The organism is Clostridiales bacterium FE2011 (assembly GCA_017569305.1).
Taxonomy (GTDB): domain Bacteria; phylum Bacillota; class Clostridia; order Christensenellales; family Aristaeellaceae; genus Aristaeella.
Genome location: CP069418.1, coordinates 1419557 through 1434253, shown reverse-complemented (window position 1 = coordinate 1434253; position 14697 = coordinate 1419557). Strand labels below are relative to the sequence as shown.

General features: G+C 56.6%; 14 protein-coding genes. 6 read left to right on the top strand and 8 right to left on the bottom strand.

Going from position 1 to position 14697, the window contains the following annotated elements:
• Positions 1 to 10: 10 nt before the first annotated feature.
• On the bottom strand, positions 11 to 610 hold the full coding sequence (gene thrH / locus JRC49_06680; GenBank protein QTE72484.1) for a bifunctional phosphoserine phosphatase/homoserine phosphotransferase ThrH: 600 nt from the start codon (positions 608 to 610) through the stop codon (positions 11 to 13).
• Between the two features lie 15 nt (positions 611 to 625).
• Positions 626 to 778 (bottom strand): rubredoxin, encoded by a 153-nt coding sequence (locus JRC49_06675; GenBank protein ID QTE72483.1) that lies wholly within the window; start codon positions 776 to 778, stop codon positions 626 to 628.
• Positions 779 to 987: 209 nt separating this feature from the next.
• Here JRC49_06675 and JRC49_06670 point away from each other — a divergent pair, with 209 nt between their 5' ends.
• On the top strand, positions 988 to 3624 hold the full coding sequence (locus JRC49_06670) for a TetM/TetW/TetO/TetS family tetracycline resistance ribosomal protection protein (GenBank protein QTE72482.1): 2637 nt from the start codon (positions 988 to 990) through the stop codon (positions 3622 to 3624).
• Between the two features lie 6 nt (positions 3625 to 3630).
• Here JRC49_06670 and JRC49_06665 read toward each other — a convergent pair whose 3' ends face one another.
• From JRC49_06665 to JRC49_06645, 5 genes are all read right to left on the bottom strand, one after another.
• Positions 3631 to 4641, bottom strand: coding sequence for a prolipoprotein diacylglyceryl transferase (locus tag JRC49_06665; GenBank protein ID QTE72481.1), 1011 nt, complete (start codon positions 4639 to 4641; stop codon positions 3631 to 3633).
• 21 nt (positions 4642 to 4662) lie between these two features.
• Positions 4663 to 6504, bottom strand: a complete 1842-nt coding sequence (locus JRC49_06660) for a phosphodiester glycosidase family protein (protein ID QTE72480.1) — start codon at positions 6502 to 6504, stop codon at positions 4663 to 4665.
• On the bottom strand, positions 6494 to 6679 hold the full coding sequence (locus JRC49_06655; GenBank protein QTE72479.1) for a hypothetical protein: 186 nt from the start codon (positions 6677 to 6679) through the stop codon (positions 6494 to 6496). Before JRC49_06655 ends, JRC49_06660 begins: the two co-directional genes overlap by 11 nt.
• Positions 6680 to 6772: 93 nt before the next feature.
• Positions 6773 to 7699, bottom strand: a complete 927-nt coding sequence (locus JRC49_06650; GenBank protein QTE72478.1) for a hypothetical protein — start codon at positions 7697 to 7699, stop codon at positions 6773 to 6775.
• Positions 7700 to 7905: 206 nt separating this feature from the next.
• Entirely contained in the window at positions 7906 to 8451 is a 546-nt protein-coding gene (locus JRC49_06645) for an NADH peroxidase (protein QTE72822.1), read from the bottom strand.
• 241 nt (positions 8452 to 8692) lie between these two features.
• Here JRC49_06645 and rpsB point away from each other — a divergent pair, with 241 nt between their 5' ends.
• The 5 genes from rpsB to JRC49_06620 all read left to right on the top strand — a co-directional run bounded on the left by rpsB (position 8693) and on the right by JRC49_06620 (position 13212).
• On the top strand, positions 8693 to 9451 hold the full coding sequence (gene rpsB, locus JRC49_06640) for a 30S ribosomal protein S2 (GenBank protein QTE72477.1): 759 nt from the start codon (positions 8693 to 8695) through the stop codon (positions 9449 to 9451).
• Between the two features lie 59 nt (positions 9452 to 9510).
• Positions 9511 to 10437 carry an elongation factor Ts gene (locus JRC49_06635; GenBank protein QTE72476.1) on the top strand — a complete coding sequence of 309 codons (927 nt, stop codon included), beginning with the start codon at positions 9511 to 9513 and terminating at the stop codon, positions 10435 to 10437.
• An 83-nt stretch (positions 10438 to 10520) separates the two neighbouring features.
• Complete coding sequence (gene mtnN / locus JRC49_06630) at positions 10521 to 11201, top strand: 5'-methylthioadenosine/S-adenosylhomocysteine nucleosidase (protein QTE72475.1); 681 nt, start codon at positions 10521 to 10523, stop codon at positions 11199 to 11201.
• A gap of 272 nt (positions 11202 to 11473) precedes the next feature.
• Entirely contained in the window at positions 11474 to 12175 is a 702-nt protein-coding gene (locus JRC49_06625; protein QTE72474.1) for a hypothetical protein, read from the top strand.
• Between the two features lie 17 nt (positions 12176 to 12192).
• A complete protein-coding gene (locus JRC49_06620; protein QTE72473.1) occupies positions 12193 to 13212 on the top strand; it encodes a GGGtGRT protein in 1020 nt (339 codons plus the stop codon).
• Positions 13213 to 13299: 87 nt separating this feature from the next.
• On the opposite strand, the gene JRC49_06615 is transcribed toward JRC49_06620, so the two are convergent.
• Positions 13300 to 14547: a glycoside hydrolase family 27 protein gene (locus tag JRC49_06615; protein ID QTE72472.1), complete on the bottom strand. Its 1248-nt coding sequence runs from the start codon at positions 14545 to 14547 to the stop codon at positions 13300 to 13302.
• Positions 14548 to 14697: the final 150 nt, after the last annotated feature.

The window sequence follows — 14697 nt, the reverse complement described above, 5'->3', positions numbered from 1 at the left end:
CGGGATGATTTTACAGTGCGGCACGGATCAGCGCCAGCAGCTCATCATAGGTTTCGCAGGCGGGCAGATCAGGATAATCCTTCTTGATCTGCTCGGTAGAGCGGAACAGGATGCCGGCCTTGCTGGCCTGGATCATGCCCAGGTCATTGTAGCTGTCCCCGGCGGCGATGGTTTCAAAGCCGATGCTCTGCAGGGCCTTGACGGTGGTCAGCTTGCTTTTTTCCACCCGGATGCGGTAACCGGTGATCATGCCGTCCTCACCGACCTCCAGCTCATTGCAGAAGATGGTGGGCCAGCCCAGCTTCTTCATCAGGGGAGAAGCAAACTGGGTAAAGGTGTCGGACAGAATGATCGCCTGGGTTTCACTCCGGAGGGTATCCAGGAATTCTTTCGCGCCGGGCATGGGATCGATGGTGGCAATGGTGTCCTGAATATCCTTCAGGCCCAGGCCGTGCTCCCGCAGGATGCCCAGCCGCCACTTCATCAGCTTGTCATAATCCGGCTCGTCCCGGGTGGTGCGTTTCAGTTCCGGGATGCCGCTGGCCTGGGAGAAGGCAATCCAGATCTCAGGCACCAGCACCCCTTCAAGGTCAAGACATACAATATTCATAGACAATAATCAGCCTCAGACGGGAGTGAAGGCATCCTTTCCGAGACCGCAGACGGGGCAGACCCAATCCTCCGGGACGTCTTCCCAGGCAGTGCCGGGAGCGATACCGCCTTCGGGATCGCCAACTTCAGGATCATAGATATAGCCGCAGGGACATTCGTACTTCATCGATTTTCATCCTTTCTTTTTATCTCAGTTGGAAGCGGCGAAACGCCGTTTCTTTTCTGGCTCCATCATAAGTGAACGGAAGGGTTTCGTCAAGCGTGAAAACAGCGGGAGTTCAAATGGACAAAGCCCCGGAATACTGATATACTTCATGCCATCAAAACCTGAATCCAAAGTCCATCCGGAAGACTATAAAAAGGAGGGAAACAGCCATGGCGGGAAAGCTGACGGTGGGTCTGGCGGCCCATGTGGACGCGGGCAAAACCACCCTGTCCGAAGCTATGCTGTTTCTCAGCGGCGCAGTGCGCCGCCAGGGCCGGGTGGACCACGGGGACGCTTTCCTGGATACGGAACAGATGGAGAAGGAACGGGGCATCACGATCTTCTCCAAGGAAGCCAGGCTGACCTGGGGGAAAACGGATCTGACACTGGTGGACACGCCCGGGCATACCGACTTTGCGGGGGAAACGGAGCGGGCTATCAGCGTGATGGACGCCGCTGTGCTGGTAATCAGCGCCACGGAAGGCGTCCAGTCCCATACCCGGACCCTGTGGAAACTGCTGGAGCGCAGCGGGGTGCCGGTGATCCTGTTTGTGAACAAAATGGACCGGTATGACGGAAACCGGAAGGAAATAATCACGGCGCTGGGCGCGCTGTCAGACCGGATCGCCGATTTTACCGGAGATCCTTCAGAGGCGGCTGCCCTGTGCGATGAGACCTGCCTGGATCTGTACCTGCGGGACGGCGCTGTGCCTGAAAAACGGATCCGCGCCCTGATCCGGGAACGGAAGCTGTTCCCCTGCTTTTTCGGGGCGGCCCTGAAGAACGAGGGTGTGGAACCGCTGCTGGATTTCCTGGCCGGGTTCGCGGAGGAAAAAGAGTATCCGAAGGAATTCGGCGCGCGGGTGTACAAGATTGCCCGGGATCCCCAGGGAAACCGGCTGACCTTCCTGAAAGTGACGGGCGGGGAACTGAAAACCCGGGACCAGGTGACCGGCGGCACCGGAGAAAACAGCTGGACAGAAAAGATTGCCGAAATCCGGCAGTATTCCGGGGCAAGATATAGCGCGGCGCAGCGGGCGGCGGCCGGAGAACTGTGCTGCGTGACAGGACTGAGCAAAGCTATGCCCGGGGATGGCCTGGGCGCTGAATATATCAAAGGGGAGCAGACCCTGCGCCCCTGCTATGCCTGCCGGGTGATTCCCGGCCCCGGGGAAGACCTGCACAAGGTGCTGGACTGCCTGAAGACGCTGACGGAAGAGGAACCGCTGCTGCAGACAGAGTTTGTGGAAGCCCGGCGGGAGATCCGGGTGCACTCCATGGGAGACGTGTACCTGGAGGTGCTCCGCCGGCAGATGAAGGACCGCTTCGGGATTGAAATCTCCTTCGGCGAGACCAGCGTGCTGTACCGGGAAACCATTATGGCTCCGGCTGAAGGCGTGGGCCACTATGAGCCGCTGCGCCACTACGCGGAGGTGCACCTGTGGATGGAGCCCCTGCCCGCCGGCAGCGGCCTGGTGTTTGACACGGACGTGTCCACGGACGACCTGGCGCTGAACTGGCAGCGGCTGATCCTGACCCACCTGCAGGAAAAGATTCACCGGGGTATCCTGACCGGCGCCCCGATCACGGATATGAAAATTACCCTGATCGCCGGAAAGGCTCACTTGAAGCATACGGAGGGCGGTGATTTCCGGCAGGCTACCTACCGGGCGGTCCGCCAGGGTCTGATGAAGGCCGGATGTGTACTGCTGGAGCCCTATCTGTCACTGGAAATTACCGTACCCCAGGAAGCCCTGGGCCGGGTGATGAACGACCTGACCCTGATGGGCGGCAGGCCGGAAGGACCGGAGGACGCGGAGGAAGGACTCCGGAAGATTCGGGCTGTGGTGCCTGCTTCCGCCTGTCGGAACTATGCAAGGGATCTCAGCGCGCGGACCGGCGGGGCGGGACGGATGACTGCTTCCTTTTCCGCATACCTGCCCTGCGCGGAGGCGGAAAAGGTGATTGCGGAAAAAGCCTATGATCCGCTCCGGGACGTGATGAATCCGGCGGATTCCGTATTTTGCTCCCACGGCGCCGGGGTTTCGGTTCCCTGGGACCAGGTGGAGCAGTATATGCACCTGCCTTTAAAAGAGGAAAGGAAAAAAGCGGAAGCCGCTCCGGCTGTCCGGACGGGCGGCGCCGCACCGTATCGGGGGACCGCGGAGGAAGAGGAGACCCTGCGGCACATCTTTGAAAAAACCTACGGACCGGTAAAGGCCCAGCGGCTGATGAACCCTGTGCCGAAGGAAACCCCGGCGGAAAAACTGCCGGAGGAGAAACGGACGCCGGCTCCGGAGGGCGAGATCCTGCTGGTGGACGGCTATAATGTGCTGTTTGCCTGGGATGAGTGGAAGGACCGGGTGCAGGAAAACTTCGACGCGGCCCGGATGCAGCTGACGGAGCTGATGTGCGACTACGCGGGCATGACGGGACGGGAGGTTATCCTGGTTTTTGACGCCTACAAGGTGAAAGGGAATCCCGGATCCGCGGAAAAATACAAGAATATCTACGTGGTCTATACCCGGGAGGCACAGACCGCGGACGCCTATATTGAAAAAACCACCCTGCTGGCCCGGAACCGGGCGAGGGTGCGGGTGGTGACCTCCGACCGGCCGGAGCAGCTGATTGCGCTGGGCAATGAAGCGCTGCGCACTTCCGCCCGGGAATTCCGGCGGGAGGTGATCGGCGTGCAGGGAAGCATTGCCGAATACCTGCAAAAAAACTACCGCCCCGGAACGGAACGTTCACTGGAGCGGCTGTATAAGGAAGCCTGGAAGAAATCCAGGGAGAATAATGACGCGTAGGGCCGGTTAAGCCGCAGGAGCCTCTCCTGCGGTTTTTGTTTCCTTCCGGCACAGGCACAGGTACAGGATCACCGTTACAATCGTGGTCGCCAGCAGCACGCAGGTGCCGAAGGAACTCAGGTTATAGGCAAGCCAGTTGTAGACGCCCTCCGGCAGCAGGGATTGAAAATGCCAGGGCTTGTCCATCGCGTACTGCATGATCCCGTTCAGCACATAGCTTATCAGGTAAATCACCAGGGCCCATCCCGGGAAATGCCCGCTCTGCTGTTTCACCCTGTATCCGGCGCGGATGAAAAGGATGAGCATCACCACCGCGGCCAGCACCTGGTCCACATGCACAAAGAAGAAAATCAGGCAGTCCAGCCGGGTCAGCTCCAGGAAGAGCCGCACGGCGCATACCAGGAAGACGAAGCGCTCAAAGCGCAGCCCCTCCGGCAGGGGGCGGCTCTTCCGTGCCCGCAGCGCCATGCAGCCGATGATCACGAGGATCATAAGCGCCGCGATGGTGCACACGGCCAGGTACCATACGCCCCAGCTGTCCTTCACCGCGAAGGGGAACCGCGCAAACAGATCCCCGTCCGTCATGTCCTGCAGGCCGATGTCGCGGAGATCTGCCAGTCCCAGTTCTCCCAGGAAAATTTCATCAAACCGCATCAGGGCTGCCAACAATCCGGCGGGAAAGGCCAGCTGGTCCAGATACGCGGGGATTTCCCTGCGCTTTTTTGCGCGGAACAGCACCGGCGCCAGGCAGAAACCGATTGCGCCGCCGACGAAGGAAAACTGTTCCGGCACCAGCAGAAACCATTTGCCGGCACCGTTGGCCTTCAGTGCGGACCAGTTCAGCGCTACATAGACGCCCTTGGCAAAAAAGTAAGCCAGCACAAGGCCGGCAATAAAAATGCCCGCTGCCAGGGGCACGGAAAGCCCGTGCTTCCGGACGCTCAGCAGGAAAAGGGAACCTGACACCAGGATACTCAGTGCCAGGATCGCACAATACAACGTTGTTGCAGAAAGCATATGGTTCACCAGCTCACAGGATTATTCAGCCGAGGCAAAATAGATGATATCGGTCAGTTTCCGCTGGGACTGATAACCCAGCTCGTTGACTTTGTTTCCGCCGAAGAAGAGCAGGGTGGAATCGCCGCCGTCCAGGTTGTAGGCGATCTTTACATCCAGCGTCGCGACAAAATCGGCGAACTGGCGGATGGTCATGCCGCCGTTCTTCTGGGAAGGTCCGGCACAGCATACGATCTTGTAGTGCAGGTGATCCACCTGGCAGATGCAGATCCGCTGGCGGGAATCCATCCAGGCCATATTGAACCAGCGGTCTGTGCCGCGGAAGTCATCCACGGGACGGCCGTTTTCCACCAGGATCGGACCGAAGGAGAAGGAATTCAGCACGCGCTTGCCGTTGATACGCGCAGGGACGGATCCCTCCTGGGGCTGGTGGATGCCGGTGAAATCGCCGTCTTCATCAACCAGGAGTACGTCCATGAGCAGTGCGTTCCACTTGCCGACAGGTTCCAGGTTGTTTTCATACAGGGTGCCCTGGCGGACGATGTATCCCAGGCCGCGCTTTTCACTACTGCTGAAGTAGTCGCCGTTGATGGCGAGTACGGCATTGGCACGTTCCGCCAGCCGGACGGCGTCCATCTGGCCTGTCGTTTCAAAAGAACCGTCCAGGCTGGCCGCAAGGGTGCGGAGCTGGGAAGCGTCCTTCAGGAGGATATCAGCCGTCCAGTATTCACATTCCTCATAGACGCCGCCGCCGATGGTGACGGTAATGGTGGAATCGGAATAGGTATTATTGCCGGTGTATCCGGAGGCCTTCGGAGCACTGCCGGTGGAATAATCAACGGGAAGCAGGTAGCCCTTGTCCGAGAAGTCCTGCGGAACCAGCAGCTCCAGCGGTTCACCCGACTCCTGCGTGACAACATCGTCAGAGGGCCAGCTGTCTTCGAAGGGGACGTACTCGTTCCGCGGATGGAGATGGTTCTCACCAAAGTTTTTCAGGATCACTTCATAATGGGGATCTCTTTCGCGCTGTGTGATCATACGCCAGCCGCCGAGGGTGGAATAATGGGTGGTATTGATGATGGCGTTCGGGAAGGCTGCCTTGATCGCGTCCACATCGTCACCGACGGGAACGGCGTTGGCTTTCCGACTGGAATACATCCAGAGCCGCTTCAGGTTGGGCAGCTTCAGCACGGGACTGAGATCCGCAATCCGGTTGAAGCACAGGTTCAGGTCCATCAGGTGATCCAGCCCTTCCAGCGGGGAGATATCCAGGATCCTGTTTTTAAATACCTCCAGGTATTCCAGATGCTTCAGGGAAGCAATAGGGGTGATATCCTCAACCGCGTTGCAGGCGACGATCAGGATCCGGAGGTTAGGCAGGTCATACAGGAAATCCAGGTTGGTGACGTTATTGTGGCCGACATCCAGCGCCATGAGGTTCCAGCAGTATTTCAGCACGGAAAAATCCTCGCTGTTGTGCTTGGCGCTGGTATTGTTATGCAGCGTTGACCAGGAGGTATAGTCTGTACGCACCAGGTGCTCATGGTCCCGGTTGCGGATGACCATGGTCCAGCCCCAGCGCATGCCGGGATAACGGGCAGCCAGCATATCGCACTGTGCGGCGGTCATCCGGTTCTTCCACATATCTACCTGTTTAAGGGCAGGCATCTGGTCAAGAAAAGCGGTAAAGGCGTCAAAATCTTTCACGACAAAATTGCCGAGGTCAATATACTCGGCGTCCTGGGGGTAATCAGTTCCTTCATAAGAAACGGTCGTTCCGTCTGCACTGGCGAAAAGCGGAAGAACCAGCAAAAGCAGCAGCAGAAATAACAGAACGGGGAAATAACAACGTTTACTGTCCATCTTGTTCCTGGTACCGTGCGCGGTTGAATCTGTCGCCCAGATCGGCCGCATTTTCAAGCACCTTGTCCGGGTCCCTGAGATCATTCGATGCGGGGTTTTTCTTCTTCATCCAGAGGCCGATGAGTGCCAGCACAGCGAGCACGGCAAAGAAAACAATCATGAATGTTCCGAACATCGTACGGTACACCTCCTGAATACAAAATTAATATGATTAACGCGGGTATTATAAGAGATCATCATAGTGATTTCAAGCTGACGCAGGGGAATGTCAGACTGCCGGGATCCCTTCCTCCGGCAATTCGGGTTCGTCCTTCGGATAGTCGAGGACATGCCTGTCGATCTTGTTCACATAGGCGGAAGAGGGATCTGCCGGATCATAAAAGACGGGAATTTTCCGGCCGAGGAAATTTTCCTTGCCGTATTTCCGAAGGGTAAAGCGGGTGGCATCTGCGTGCGTCTCATAGGAGACGTCATTCACCGTATACTGAATGGTGCAGTGAAACAGGGTGACAGGATCATCATCCAGATCCAGGTGGGTTTCCCCGATGATCCGGGTGAGAGTGCCCGTGGCCAAGCCGGTGGCCCTGCGGTGCAGCGCATGAACGCGGCAGGCAGAACGCAGCCTGGGAGCAGCGGCAGCCAGCAGCATGAGGATCAGGATGCCGAGGGTGAGCCAGGTGTCCCGGGTGACATGGCGTATCTCAATATCCCGGAGAATCTGCCAGAGAACGAAGAAGAGAACCACACCGAAGGCGATCCGCAGGCCGACAGCGAGCGCAAGCGCAGCCTTGGAGCCGCGGAAGGAGGCAAACCAGTGGCTGAGCACGAGCATGTACAGCAGCGCCAGGGAACCGCAGACCATGGCCAGGGTGGTGCGAAGGGCACTGGCCGTCGGAAGCGCTTCATGCTGAATAAATGCAGTGATCAGCAGGCACAGGATGCCATAGGAATAAACCAGGAGCGATGGCCACTTCTTTTGAACAGCCTTATATACCAGCCAGTTCAGGATGACTGCGGCCAGGGCGGCCAGCAGAACCAGAAAGACCGCTGTGCCGGAATGACAGGCAGCCCGGCCGATGGGCTGTCCAAGGAAAATGACACACAGTGCCGGAGCAAGCGCATAAAAAAGCAGAAATTTCGGAAGAACCGCCAGGAAGAACTTTTTCAGGGCTTGCAATAAATCGGATTTGTTCATAAAAACATCCTCCGTATGCTTTTTACTCTCTAACGAACACCTCATTCCGGACAAAGAATAACAGAGTTAACCAATATATAAAAGGTTTGAATCCGCAAAATAATTCCCGCTATTTCGCTTTTGTCCTATTTTTTTGCATGTTTTTTCATTGTACAGGCAAAAAAACAGGGCAGGACTTCTGTCCTGCCCTGCCGTAAATGCCGTTATTATTTGCCGAAATACCTTTCCAGCAGGCCTTTGAAGGCCTTTCCATGTCTCGCTTCGTCGCGGGCCATTTCATGCACGGTGTCATGGATGGCATCCAGGCCCAGTTCCTTGGCCTTCTTGGCCAGGTCAGTCTTACCCTGGGTGGCGCCGTTCTCGGCTTCCACGCGGACGCGCAGGTTTTCCTTGGTGCTGGGGGAGACCACTTCACCCAGCAGCTCGGCGAACTTGGCGGCGTGCTCGGCTTCTTCGAAAGCGGCGGTCTTCCAGTATTCAGCGATCTCCGGATAGCCTTCACGGGCGGCAGCACGGCCCATGGCCAGGTACATGCCGACCTCGGTGCACTCGCCCTCAAAGTTGGCGCGCAGACCGGCCTTGATTTCTTCCGGAACGTCCTTGGCAACGCCGATCACATGCTCGGCAGCCCAGGTCATCTCGCCTTCCTGCTTGATGAACTTGGAACCGGGGACTTTACAAACGGGGCACTTTTCGGGCGGTTCGGGCCCTTCGTGAACGTATCCGCATACGGGGCATACCCACTTCATAATGACTACCTCCATATTCTTAATAGTAAAAATGTCTTTTCCGGCCACTTGCCTGGTCAGATTATACCATTGAAAACATTGTAAAGTAAAGAAAGAAATCAGGTCAGAAAAACTTGCTTTTGGTTGAAATGTATGGTAAAATCCATCCGATTACGCACCTTTTCCCTGCGACTGCTTGTGCCGCACACCGCGGTGGCCGGCCGCACAAGGGAAAGGGGTGGAAAATAACAAGGAGGGAACCCCTATGGCAGTCATTTCCATGAAACAGCTTCTGGAAGCCGGCGTACACTTCGGTCATCAGACCCGCCGGTGGAACCCGAAGATGGCGCAGTACATCTTCACCGAACGTAACGGCATCTACATCATCGACCTGCAGAAGACAGTCCGCAAGGTTGATGAAGCTTATGCTTTCGTCCGCGACATCGCGATGGAAGGCAAGAGCATCCTGTTCGTCGGCACCAAAAAGCAGGCCCAGGAATCCATTGAATCCGAAGCCAAGCGCTGCAACATGTTCTATGTCAACAACCGCTGGCTGGGCGGTATGCTGACCAACTTCAAGACCATCCGCACCCGTATTGAGCGCCTGAACCAGATCGACAAGATGGAACAGAGCGGTCAGTTCGACGTGCTGCCCAAGAAGGAAGTTATCAAGCTGATCCACGAGCGGGAAAAGCTGGAAACCAACCTGGGCGGTATCCGCGAGATGAAGAAGCTGCCCGGCGCCCTGTTCGTTGTGGACCCCCGCAAGGAGCACATCGCCGTGACCGAAGCCCGCATCCTGGGCATCCCGATCGTGGGTATTGTTGATACCAACTGCGATCCTGACGAAATCGACTACGTGATCCCCGGCAACGACGACGCTATCCGCGCTGTAAAGCTGATCGCCGGCAAGCTGGCCGATGCTGTGCTGGAAGGCAAGCAGGGCGAGCAGGTTGAAGCTGAAGCTGAAGAAGCTCCCGCTGAAGCCGAAGAGAAGCCCGCCGAGGAAGCTACCGAAGCTTAATCATTAACGGCTTGAACCTCTGACAAATAGAATAAGTATATTAGAGAGGATTGATTAATATGGCAGCAATTACTTCCGCTATGGTTAAAGAGCTGCGCGAGCGCACCAGCGCCGGCATGATGGATTGCAAAAAGGCTCTGGTTGAGAGCGACGGAGATATGGACAAGGCCATTGAATGGCTGCGTGAAAAGGGACTGAGCCAGGCTGCCAAGAAGGCCAGCCGTATCGCCGCTGAAGGTGTTGTGGCCCAGTACACCAACGATGAAGGCACCATCGGTGCGATCGTCGAAGTGAACTGCGAAACTGACTTCGTTGCCAAGACCGATAACTTCATCGGCTTCGCCAACAAGGTTGCCAAGCAGGTTGCTCTGGCCAACCCCGCTGATGTGGACGCCCTGATGGCCCAGGCTTTCGTGGACGACAGCAGCAAGACCATTTCCGACCTGGTCAGCGATGCGACCGTTGCGATCGGTGAGAAGATTTCCGTCCGCCGCTTCAGCCGCTACGAGACCACCGGTGTGGTTTCCACCTACATTCACCTGGGTGGCAAGGTCGGCGTTATGGTCGAAGTTGCCGCTGATGCTGCCGGCCGTGCCAGCGAAGATGTGAAGACCTTCGCTCATGACCTGGCCCTGCAGATTGCCGCTGCCAAGCCCGAGGCTGTCCGCCGCGAAGAAGTGGACGTTGAGAAGCTGGAGAAGGAAAAGGAAATCCTTCGCGCCCAGGCTCTGAACGAAGGCAAGCCCGAGAAGATCGTCGACCGCATGGTCGAAGGCCGTATCGAAAAGTACTACAAGGAAGTGTGCCTGCTCGAGCAGCCCTTCGTCAAGGATCCCGATAAGAACATCAAGGGTCTGATGGGCGAAATCGCCAAGGCTGCCGGCGCTGAGCTGGATGTTGTGAAGTTCAGCCGCTTCGAGCGCGGTGAAGGCATCGAAAAGCGGAAGGATGACCTGGCCGCTGAGATCGCCGCGATGCAGAAGTAAGTTCTGAAATAAAGAAGGCTGTCTGATGACAGCCTTCTTTTTTCAACATTGAATACTGAAAAAATATTATGGGCGGTGAGAAAATGAAGATTGGTCTGTTGATTGCGGTTACCCGGGAGCTGGAAGCTTTCCTGCAGAGCGGGGAAGAACTGACTGAAGAGATTGTAGCGGGCAGAACCATCTATAAGGCCCGGATGGAAGGACATGAAATCTACGCTGTATGCTCTGGCTGCGGAGAGATTGACGCTTCCGCGGGAACCATGCTGCTGATCGTGAAATACGGCTGCGAGCTGATCCTGAACTTCGGCGTGACTGGCGCGCTGCTGGAAGACCTGAAGGTGGAAGATCTGTTTGTGGCGGAGAAGGCGTGGCATTACGATTTCGATATCACCGCCTTCGGCGGAACAACCAAAGTAGGCCAGTACTCGGAATATCCGGATGAGTTCATTCCCCTGGATGCCGGGCTGGTGAACCTGGTCACGGAGAAAATGCCCGGAATCCGGAAGATCGCTGTGGCAAGCGCGGATAAATTTGTGGAAGACCGGAACGAAAAACTGCGCCTGCGGGAATCCGGCTGCGGTCTTTGCGAAATGGAGCTGGCCGCGATTGCCCGGGTATGCGAGCGAAGCGGCGTGAAGTGCCTGTCCATCAAGTGCATCAGCGACGCGTTTGACGGAACCGGAGCGGACTTTGAAAAGAACGTGAGGAGCAGTGCGGCGAAGGCATTCGCAGCGATCAGGCTTGTGCTGAAAGAACTCGCCTGAGCGCAATTCACAATTCATAATTAAATAAACAAGGAACCTGTAGGCAACGGTGAAATCTGCCTGCAGGTTTTTTGTTGGTAAAGTCGTGCAGTATGACAAATGGAAAGAGACTTAGTATATATCATTATGAATTATGAATTGTGAATTATGAATTGAACCAGTGCTCTGTTCGTTTTATGAATTAAAGGTTGTACAGAATTCGGCGGATGTGGTATACTTAATCGGTTACCAATAACAATACTATCAACCTGAGACAGGAGGAACCGATTCACATGCAATACACCAAAGAAGTGGAAGAAATGGTCTGTGTTGCGAAGGGTCCGAATCATGGCCCCGCGCCTATTCCCGAAGAGGGAAAATGGATTCAGGCCAAGGAGATTAAAGACATCTCCGGTTATACTCACGGCATTGGCTGGTGCGCTCCCCAGCAGGGCACCTGCAAACTGAGCCTGAACGTGAAGAACGGCGTCATCGAGGAAGCACTGGTGGAGACCATCGGTTGCTCCGGTATGACCCACTCCGCCGCTATGGCCAGTGAAATTCTGCCCGGCAAAACCATCCTGGAAGCCCTGAACACCGACCTGGTGTGCGACGCGATCAACACCGCTATGCGCGAACTGTTCCTGCAGATCGTGTACGGCCGCACCCAGAGCGCCTTCTCCGATGACGGTCTGCGCATCGGCGCCGGTCTGGAAGACCTGGGCAAGGGTCTGCGTTCCATGGTCGGTACCATGTACGGCACCCGCGAAAAGGGCACCCGTTACCTGGAAATGACCGAAGGTTATGTTGTGAAGATGGCACTGGACAAGGACGATCAGGTCTGCGGCTACCAGTTCCTGAGCCTGGGCAAGATGATGGACGCCATCAAGAAGGGCATGTCCCCGAACGAAGCGTACGAAAAGAACCTGGGCACCTACGGCCGGTTCAAGGCTGAAGACGGCGCGGTCAAGTGGATTGACCCGCGTAAGGAATAAGGGGAGGTGTGAGACAAATGGCTTTGTTTGAAAACTATGAAGGCCGCATGCCTCAGCTGCAGCCTGTTCTGGACAAGTACGGATTCAAAAACTTCGAGGAAGTTAAAGCTTTTACCAACGGCAAGGGCGTTGACGCTTACTCCATCGTGGAGAGCACCCAGCCCATCTGCTTTGAAAACGTGAAGTGGGCCTATGAACTGGGCGCCGCTATCGCCATCAAGGAAGGCGCCAAGAACGCTGCTGAAGCCGCCAAGTGGATCGGCACCGCTCTGCAGGCCTTCTGCATCCCCGGTTCTGTTGCGGACCAGCGCCAGGTCGGTATCGGCCACGGCAACCTGGGCGCCATGCTGCTGGACGAGGAAACCGAGTGCTTCGCTTTCCTGGCCGGCCACGAATCCTTCGCTGCCGCTGAAGGCGCCATCAAAATCGCCCTGAACGCCAACAAGGTTCGTAAAAAGCCCCTGCGGGTTATCCTGAACGGCCTGGGCAAGGACGCCGCCATGATCATTTCCCGGATCAACGGCTTCACCTATGTGCAGACCAAGTATGACTATCTGTCCGCTGACGTGAAGGAAGATCACGCGCTGACCGTGGTCAAGAAGACTGCTTACTCCAACGGTGACCGTGCCAAGGTTAACTGCTACGGCGCGGACGATGTGCGTGAAGGCGTTGCCATCATGTGGCACGAAGGCGCTGACATCTCCATCACCGGTAACTCCACCAACCCCACCCGTTTCCAGCATCCCGTTGCGGGCACCTACAAGAAGGAACGCTGGGAAGCCGGCAAGAAGTACTTCTCCGTGGCTTCCGGCGGCGGCACCGGCCGTACCCTGCATCCCGACAACATGGCTGCCGGTCCTGCCTCCTACGGTATGACTGACACCATGGGCCGTATGCACTCTGACGCGCAGTTCGCCGGTTCCTCTTCCGTCCCCGCTCACGTGGAGATGATGGGTTTCCTGGGCGCCGGTAACAACCCCATGGTCGGTATGACCGTTGCTGTGGCTGTGGCTGTGCAGGAAGCAATGAACAAATAAGTCCAAATAAAAAGCTCTCCCGAAGATTGTCTTCGGGAGACTTTTTTGTTTGGAAAAAATCATGAAACAGCGTTTTTGATTCCCTTTTTATTCGATTTTCCAGACGGCGGCATCGTGCGGGGGAAGAACGGCGCGGAGCTGCTTCGCTTTGCGGGTGCCCTTTCCGCTCCAGAGCTCCGTTCCCGTGAAGGCGGGGAGTTCTGCTTCATCGGCGCCTGCGGTGATTGTGCGCTTTTTATCGCTCAGGTTGAACAGGGCAATATACAGGCCTTTTCCGTCACGGCGCGGGGCGATCCAGACACTTTCGTCCTCCGTTGTGCGCAGGGGATGGGCACACCAGGTGGTGCTCAGGATCCCGAGGATTTCCTGCTTTGTCAGCAGATCCAGGGTGAAGTCATCGTTCTTTGTCATCTCACCGCCGATCATCAGCGGGGAGCGCATCATACACCACAACGTCATCATTGTCCGCTGTTCCGCCTGGGTGAACCGGGTCCAGTTGCCCGGCCCGTCGCATTGCCGAAGGGCGCCTACAGGCAGCATGTCCGCGTCCGGCCAGTGTCCGGGAGCCGCGTGGATGCACCACTTTTCCGCACGTTCAAACATAGCCTTCAGCAGCCGCCAGTCATCCCAGAAATCGTCCGTGATCCGCCACATGTTCGCATAACGCTTCAGGTGCTCCGCCTGCTCCAGCGGTGCGGGTCCGGGGGAGAGGGACAGCACCATGTCCCTGCCGCAATTGCGGCAGGATGCGGAGATCAGTTCAATCTCCCTTTGGCAGTGGGGATATTCCCGGGCAATGTCATCACACTTGATAAAGTCTACTTCCCAGGAGGCGTACAGACGGAAAATGCTGTCATAGTACGCCGCGGCCTGCGGCAGATCGCAGCGAAGGCCGTACATATCCGGATTCCACATGCAAATGGAATGCGGATTTGCTGCCGTGTCACAGGTGTAATCACTGCCCTCGATCGGCAGCTTTTTATGGGCGGCAATCCGGGGCATGCCGCGCATGATGTGGATACCGAATTTCAATCCCAGTGAATGGACGTAGTCTGCCAGCGGTTTAAAGCCTTTTCCGCCTTTGGCGCTGGGGAAGCGGTTTACGGCGGGCAGCAGGCGTCCGTATTTGTCCATGGCCAGATCCGCAAAGGGTTCATATCCGTGGCCGGACGCATTTGCCCCGGCCCACTGGATATCCACTACAATGTATTCCCAACCGTAAGGCTTCAGGTATTTCGCCATGTATTCAGCGTTCTTCCGGACGGTTTCCTCCGTCACCTCGGCGCCGTAGCAGTCCCAGCTGTTCCATCCCATGGGCGGTGTACTTGCAATCATAGGTTTGTTCCTCCAACGCAGCGTTTATACTTGTGGCTGCATCATATCATACTATGGGAAATCTGTCATCGCTGACAGGATGACAGGCTGTCCATGAGCTCCGCACCTGCGTGCAGGCTTGCGTTATGACTGTGTGTATATTAAAATAGA